The 6,000-nt window shown below is 41.0% G+C and carries 7 protein-coding genes and 2 pseudogenes; 7 read left to right on the forward strand and 2 right to left on the reverse strand.

Annotated features, from left to right (window positions below):
- Positions 1-268 precede the first annotated feature (268 nt).
- Together ACINWC141_RS14980 and ACINWC141_RS20400 are read left to right on the forward strand one after the other, a co-directional pair.
- A complete protein-coding gene (locus tag ACINWC141_RS14980; protein ID WP_000059636.1) occupies positions 269-1,468 on the forward strand; it encodes a tyrosine-type recombinase/integrase in 1,200 nt (399 codons plus the stop codon).
- A gap of 33 nt (positions 1,469-1,501) precedes the next feature.
- A pseudogene (locus ACINWC141_RS20400) lies at positions 1,502-1,723 on the forward strand (antitoxin HicB).
- Positions 1,724-1,999: 276 nt separating this feature from the next.
- Here ACINWC141_RS20400 and ACINWC141_RS14985 read toward each other — a convergent pair.
- Positions 2,000-2,251 carry a hypothetical protein gene (locus tag ACINWC141_RS14985; RefSeq protein ID WP_000937271.1) on the reverse strand — a complete coding sequence of 84 codons (252 nt, stop codon included), beginning with the start codon at positions 2,249-2,251 and terminating at the stop codon, positions 2,000-2,002.
- Between the two features lie 194 nt (positions 2,252-2,445).
- Between ACINWC141_RS14985 and ACINWC141_RS14990 the strand changes: the two genes are divergently transcribed.
- Together ACINWC141_RS14990 and ACINWC141_RS19805 are read left to right on the forward strand one after the other, a co-directional pair.
- Complete coding sequence (locus tag ACINWC141_RS14990) at positions 2,446-2,667, forward strand: helix-turn-helix domain-containing protein (protein ID WP_004658364.1); 222 nt, start codon at positions 2,446-2,448, stop codon at positions 2,665-2,667.
- 251 nt (positions 2,668-2,918) lie between these two features.
- Positions 2,919-3,572, forward strand: a pseudogene (locus ACINWC141_RS19805) (IS5 family transposase).
- Between the two features lie 246 nt (positions 3,573-3,818).
- Here ACINWC141_RS19805 and cadR read toward each other — a convergent pair.
- Positions 3,819-4,226: a Cd(II)/Pb(II)-responsive transcriptional regulator gene (cadR, locus tag ACINWC141_RS15000; protein ID WP_001219642.1), complete on the reverse strand. Its 408-nt coding sequence runs from the start codon at positions 4,224-4,226 to the stop codon at positions 3,819-3,821.
- A gap of 95 nt (positions 4,227-4,321) precedes the next feature.
- Between cadR and ACINWC141_RS15005 the strand changes: the two genes are divergently transcribed.
- The 3 genes from ACINWC141_RS15005 to ACINWC141_RS19810 all read left to right on the forward strand — a co-directional run.
- Positions 4,322-5,218: a cation efflux transmembrane domain-containing protein gene (locus ACINWC141_RS15005; RefSeq protein ID WP_009392494.1), complete on the forward strand. Its 897-nt coding sequence runs from the start codon at positions 4,322-4,324 to the stop codon at positions 5,216-5,218.
- A gap of 60 nt (positions 5,219-5,278) precedes the next feature.
- The gene (lspA, locus tag ACINWC141_RS15010) at positions 5,279-5,707 is read left to right on the forward strand and encodes a signal peptidase II (RefSeq protein ID WP_227549024.1); all 429 of its coding nucleotides are present in this window, start codon (positions 5,279-5,281) and stop codon (positions 5,705-5,707) included.
- A 27-nt stretch (positions 5,708-5,734) separates the two neighbouring features.
- Positions 5,735-6,000, forward strand: a 266-nt coding sequence (locus ACINWC141_RS19810) for a transposase (protein ID WP_009392493.1), incomplete at its 3' end; no start/stop codon positions are given.

Raw genomic sequence — 6,000 nt, forward strand, 5'->3', positions numbered from 1 at the left:
CATAGTAACATAAGTAATAAGTAACCATGAATCATGGAACAGAACTGTGAATAGTCATAACATAGAGTTGCACTTCAAATGTTAATTTAAGACTTGCGAAATCAATGGTTAATTAATTGGTCACTAAGGAATAGCCAATCTATATATAAACTTTATTTAACAAATACTTATAAAAATATATGATGCGTATCATACGCATCATATATAAAGCGTTCTATTTTGATATAATTGATCCAATCAACCCCTTATTAGGTTTCATTTAAATTCCATGAGTCTTACTGATATTAAAGTTCGCCAAGCTCATTGCAAGGAAAAAACCTGTTTTTTATCCGATGAAGATGGGCTTAGCCTGAAGATTGAGCCGAGTGGAAGAAAATCTTGGTGCTATCGCTATACAGATCCACAAACTAAAAAACGTCGACGCATTCAGTTAGGTCTTTATCCTGATTTATCGCTGAAAAAGGCACGACAAGTCAGAGATGACTTTAAAGACAATAATTTCTGTTTTGAACATGATACTGCCTCTAATCTTATCACCTTTGGTAAGGTCGGGGAGGAGTGGTTACAGTTCAAACTGAAGAATGCCTTCAACGATCTACCCCGCTGTGGTGTACTACAGTTAGCAGAAAGATGCTTACAGCAAGATATTTATCCAGACCTTCAGGATTTACCTTTTCAAAACATCAAGCGCTATGACCTGGTTTCAGTAATCAAAAAAATAGAGGGACGCCAAGTAAAAGAACCTGTCAAAAAAGCTTGTAGTTATTTGAACCAAATTTATGACTACGCTGTAGCGATGGGTTATTGTGAGTTCAACATCGCTCATGGTTTAAATAAAATCACCATTAACAGCAAAATCAAGAAAAATTATCCGTATTTGAAAGCGGAGGAAATATCTGATTTTAAGAATAAATTACAAAAATTGGATGCCCATCCCATTATTAAAAAAGCACTGATGTTCAAATTACATACTGGCGTGAGAGGGGCCGAATTGTTATTGGCTGAGCCTCATCATTTTGATTTAAATGAAAAAATCTGGAAAATACCTGCCTTGCATATTAAACAGTTTCGACGAAAAGTCATATTAGGCCATGAGATTCCAGATTTTTTAGTTCCACTTTCAAATCAGGCTTTAGAGATTTTGAAAGACGTCATGCAGTGGTCATACGGTGAAAAATACCTTTTTGCTAGCCCTCGCAAACACAATCAACCGATTCATTTTAATACTCTAAATATGGCCATACGTAAGATGGGGTATGGCAAACATCAACTATCTTCTCATGGATTACGTTCTACTTTTAGTACCATTTTGAATGACTCAGGTTTGTTCCAAGATAATTGGATTGAGGCACAACTTTCACATATTGATAAGAACCGTACCCGTGCCAGCTATAATCACGCTGACTATTTAGCTCAACGGACTGAAATGATGCAGTGGTGGGGTGATTATTTAAGTACTAGTAAGTGAAAATCGTACTTTTATACATAAACTTAAAACATGATGGGGTGTCAAATGGATAGTAAACAATATACTTACCGTGTTAAATGGTCAGCTGAAGATAATGGGTATGTTGGGTTGTGTGCTGAGTTTCCATCATTGTCTTAGCATGATGCGGATCAGTCTAAAGCATTCTCAGGAATAGAGGAGCTCGTTGCTGATGTTGTCGCTGATATGATTAGCAATAATGAAAAAGTTCCTACACCACTCTCCGGAAAAATATAGTAGGCAATTTATTGTCCTTGTTCTCAGTGGTTCAACAAAAACTAGCCCTCGAAGCTGCAGAACGTAGTGTGGGCATGAATCGTTTAGTATCAGTAAAAAGAGCTATGTAATTTTAGTCTTTACTAAGGTCTAGTAGGAGTGAGTGATAAAGCAGGAACAAGAATTTATGCTTCATATACTCTGTAAATCGTATGAATTTGAATTAATAGGTATTTTAAAAGAAAGTTTTCTTTGATTTAGTGTTTTTATATAAAAAAAATAATTTTTAAAAATAACTTAGGCTAATTGATAAACACTATCTGGAAAGATTAAAAGAAAATATTTTTTAATTTCTGCTAATTCATTTAAGGCAGGTTCTCTTTCTAGCAGTTGAAATGTCCAAATAAGTACAGCCTGATGATTATCATAGCAAGTATTTACTCCAAGAAAATTAGCCAATCCATAACTTCTATTGATGTTCATTTCTTTAATTAATTGATTTCCTAAGTCACGAGCTTGCTGGCTGATTAATAACTCATTTGGTAACACGGCGGTCATCTCCACAAAAAAATCTAATGCAGGTTCAATCCTTATATTTAAAAAGTTATAATTTAATTGAAATGGATAAAATATACTTTCTATAAGTTGTAATAACCTGCTGTAGGTTAATTTTAGCAAAGTATTACTCAGGCAACAACTTCAAATAACCCACAGCAAGTTATTTTTTGTAAATTAATTTAAATATGATTACTTGTAAGTTATCTAGCCTCATGGGCGATAGAAAAATTTTAAAATTAAGTGAAGTGGTGCATGCAACAGGTATCAATCGCAACACGCTCACAAGTATGTATTATGACCGTGCTGTACGTATTGAATTACCAGTCGCCGATAAGTTGTGTAAGTACTTTAACTGTACGATGAATGATTTGTTTGAGTTTAAGGAAGAAGTTGAAGAAAAAGATTAACTTAATACTTCGTTTGATAAGTTTTTCGAAGAAAAAGACTAGCCAATACTTAGTTTGATAAGTTTTTCTCTGCAGATCTAATATTGAATTTTATAAAATATCATTACAAACAGATACTAATTTCATTACTTCTAAAATGAAATCAATCGAATGGTAGAGTTTTTTTGCTATTTGCATTTTAAGGTGGGATTTTGAGGCCTTGTTGCGCAAACCTACCGATAAGGTCTTATACAGCAATAGCCTACACCTAAATTTATCGTACACCGAATTGGTCATCCTACAATCATGCTTTGATCAATCATGGTAATTTTACAATTTGGTTTGATACTAAGATTCAATGATATTCGCAGTCACAAGGAAAACATGGTCGAAATCAAACTTATTCTGACATAGCCATTCAGTGCTATCTCATGATTAAATCCTTATTTCGTCTTTCTGTATGCATGGTGACTGGCTTTGTCCAAAGCTTGATTAAACTTTGCGGATTAGATTGGACAGCTCTGGATTATTCAACCATTCGCAGAAGACAAAAGCATATTGATATTCAAATTAGCTATGAAAAGAGTTGCAATGGACTGCATCTACTCGTTGATTCCACGGATTTGAAGTTCTTAGGTGAAGGTGAATGGAAACGTAAAAAGCATTAGCCGAAATATCGTCGCCAATGGCGTAAACTTCATATTGGTATAGATACTAAAACCCTGCTAGGTAGAACACTATGGAAAAAATGGTCAGGCTATCATCGCCGAAGTTTGGTCGAAACAAAGATGCACTGCATCAAATTATTAGGCGATAAATTAATGGCAAGAAGCTTTCCTAGTCAGATGAGTGAAATTCATGCTCGCGTAGCAGTCCTCAACAGATTTATGGAATTAGGCCGACCTAATACCCGAGTTGTAACTTAAATTTGAGTTGCTTAGGAAAACTCAATCTTTAAAGGCTTTATGCAACAAAGAACTTCGAAATTGATTTATGGATTATGAGCACCCTAAGGGCTTATAATTCAAAATATTTTCAATTATGGGGTGGTGAATTTTGGATAAGGTGAAAGCAAAAAAAAATAGGGTAAGCGGATTAAATGGTTGATCTTACCTTTGCATGAGAGTGAGGCAAACCGGCATCTCATCGGATTATCTGGTTGGCACTCCAACCTACTGCTGATGCATGCTTCCCTCGCTAATTCCAGCAAGAACCCCACACGCCTTAACTTCCCGGTCATCGTTGCAACGCGCTCTTAGTGAAACGAGTTGTTTCTCAAGCGCCTGTAGAGCGGTTATCTGCGAGCGCACATGAGAGATGTGATCATCGAGCAAGGCATTGACAGCGGTACAGGACTGATGAGGGTCGTCCTGATAGCGCTTTAGTTCGTGAATTTCTGCCAGTGACAGATCCAGGATGCGGCAGCGACGAATAAAGGCCAGCCGCTCAACGTGTTTCTCGGTATAGACACGGTAACCGTTCTCCTGCCGACCAGGCGGCGGCAACAAGCCCTGCCGTTCGTAGAAGCGGATCGTCTGTGTATCTACCCCTACTGACTGTGCCAACTGACCAATACGCATCGGGTTCCTCCGCAACGGATTCTCTACGCTATTGACATTATAGCTACTATATAGTTTTAAATGAAAACCCGATCACATTCAAGTGGAGTCATATCATGAGTAAAAACTGCGGAGGCCCCTGTGGCGACCATGCAAGGCCTGCGTCGGATACCGATATGCAGGCCTCCTCCGATGCGTCGGGGGAATGGGTCAGTGTTTATGCCGTGCCGAAGATGGACTGTCCATCAGAAGAGCGCATGATTCGCCTGGCCCTGAACGGCGTTGAGGGGATTCGGGCACTGTCCTTCGACTTGTCGAACCGCCGGTTGAAGGTCGTGCATGACGGTGAGGTCGAGCCCGTCACCTCGAAACTGAAGACCTTGGGGCTAGGCGCCTCGCTTCAGGAAACCGTCGCTGCAAATCCGGAGACCATCAAGGCCGCCGAGTTTTCGGCAGCTTCTGCTAAGCAAGAATCCGGGACCCTGCGCTGGTTGCTCGGCATCAATGCACTTCTGTTCGTGGTGGAAATGACTGCCGGTCTGATCGCCCGGTCCACTGGCCTGATTGGAGAATCCCTGGACAATTTTGCCGATGCGGCGGTGTACGGGCTTGCCCTTTATGCGGTTGGACATAGCGTGAAAATGCAGGTACGTGCCGCGCATCTTGCTGGTGTACTGCAACTGATCTTGGCTGTGGGCGTACTCATAGAGGTGGTGAGACGCTTTGTATTCGGTAGTGAGCCTGAATCGCTGGTGATGATGGCTATCGCATTCGTCGCATTGATTGCCAATACCAGTTGTCTGCTGCTCATATCCAAACATCGGGAGGGCGGGGCGCACATGAAGGCAAGCTGGATATTCTCGGCCAACGACGTGGTGATCAACCTGGGGGTCATCACCGCCGGCGCTCTGGTCGCGTGGACCGGGTCCAATTATCCGGATCTGATTATCGGCACCATCGCGGGGGTAATTGTACTTAACGGTGCTAGACGCATTCTGGCGCTCAAGGATTAAGCAATGTCCATTTTTGGCAAACATCTGTCACCGTACGCTCTGTTGTCCATATCGGGCCTGCTGGCAGCGTCTGATCAGGCCATAAAATGGCTGGTGCAACAATCAATGGCATATGGCGAGTCTATTTCAGTGACCTCATTCTTTAACTGGGTACACGTATGGAATACCGGTGCCGCATTCAGTCTTTTTGCGAATGGTGGAGGCTGGCAGCGCTACTTTTTTATCGGAATCGCGGTAGTGGTCTCGATTTTTCTGATCAAGCTGATCCTTGAAAATCGTCATAAAGGAGAAGCCATCGCTTACAGTCTTATCCTCGGTGGCGCCATGGGCAACCTGATTGACCGGGTCTTTCGCGGCTATGTTGTGGATTCCTTTGATTTCTATTGGCGAGACTGGCATTGGCCGGCCTTCAACCTGGCTGATATTGCAATTGTCCTCGGTGCCTTACTTTTAGTTTCCAGCGGCTTTGTTGCACAAACCTATCTGTAAAGGCTTTTTCAGCGATATAATTTTCAAATGAAGAAGCCTACACACAAAATCTACCGCACAACCAATTGGCCCGCATATAACCGAGCACTCATTAATCGCGGAAATATTGCCCTTTGGTTTGATCCTGCTACGCAATGGTATGCTCCATCAAAAGGCAAACAAGGGCGAAATCAAACCTACTCCGACGCAGCCATCCAATGCTGCTTAATGATTAAATCCTTATTCCGTCTATCTTTACGTATGGTCACTGGCTTTGTGCAAAGTCTGATTAAACTTTGCGGATTAAATTGGAC

The organism is Acinetobacter sp. WC-141, from assembly GCF_000313935.1.
Classification (GTDB): domain Bacteria; phylum Pseudomonadota; class Gammaproteobacteria; order Pseudomonadales; family Moraxellaceae; genus Acinetobacter.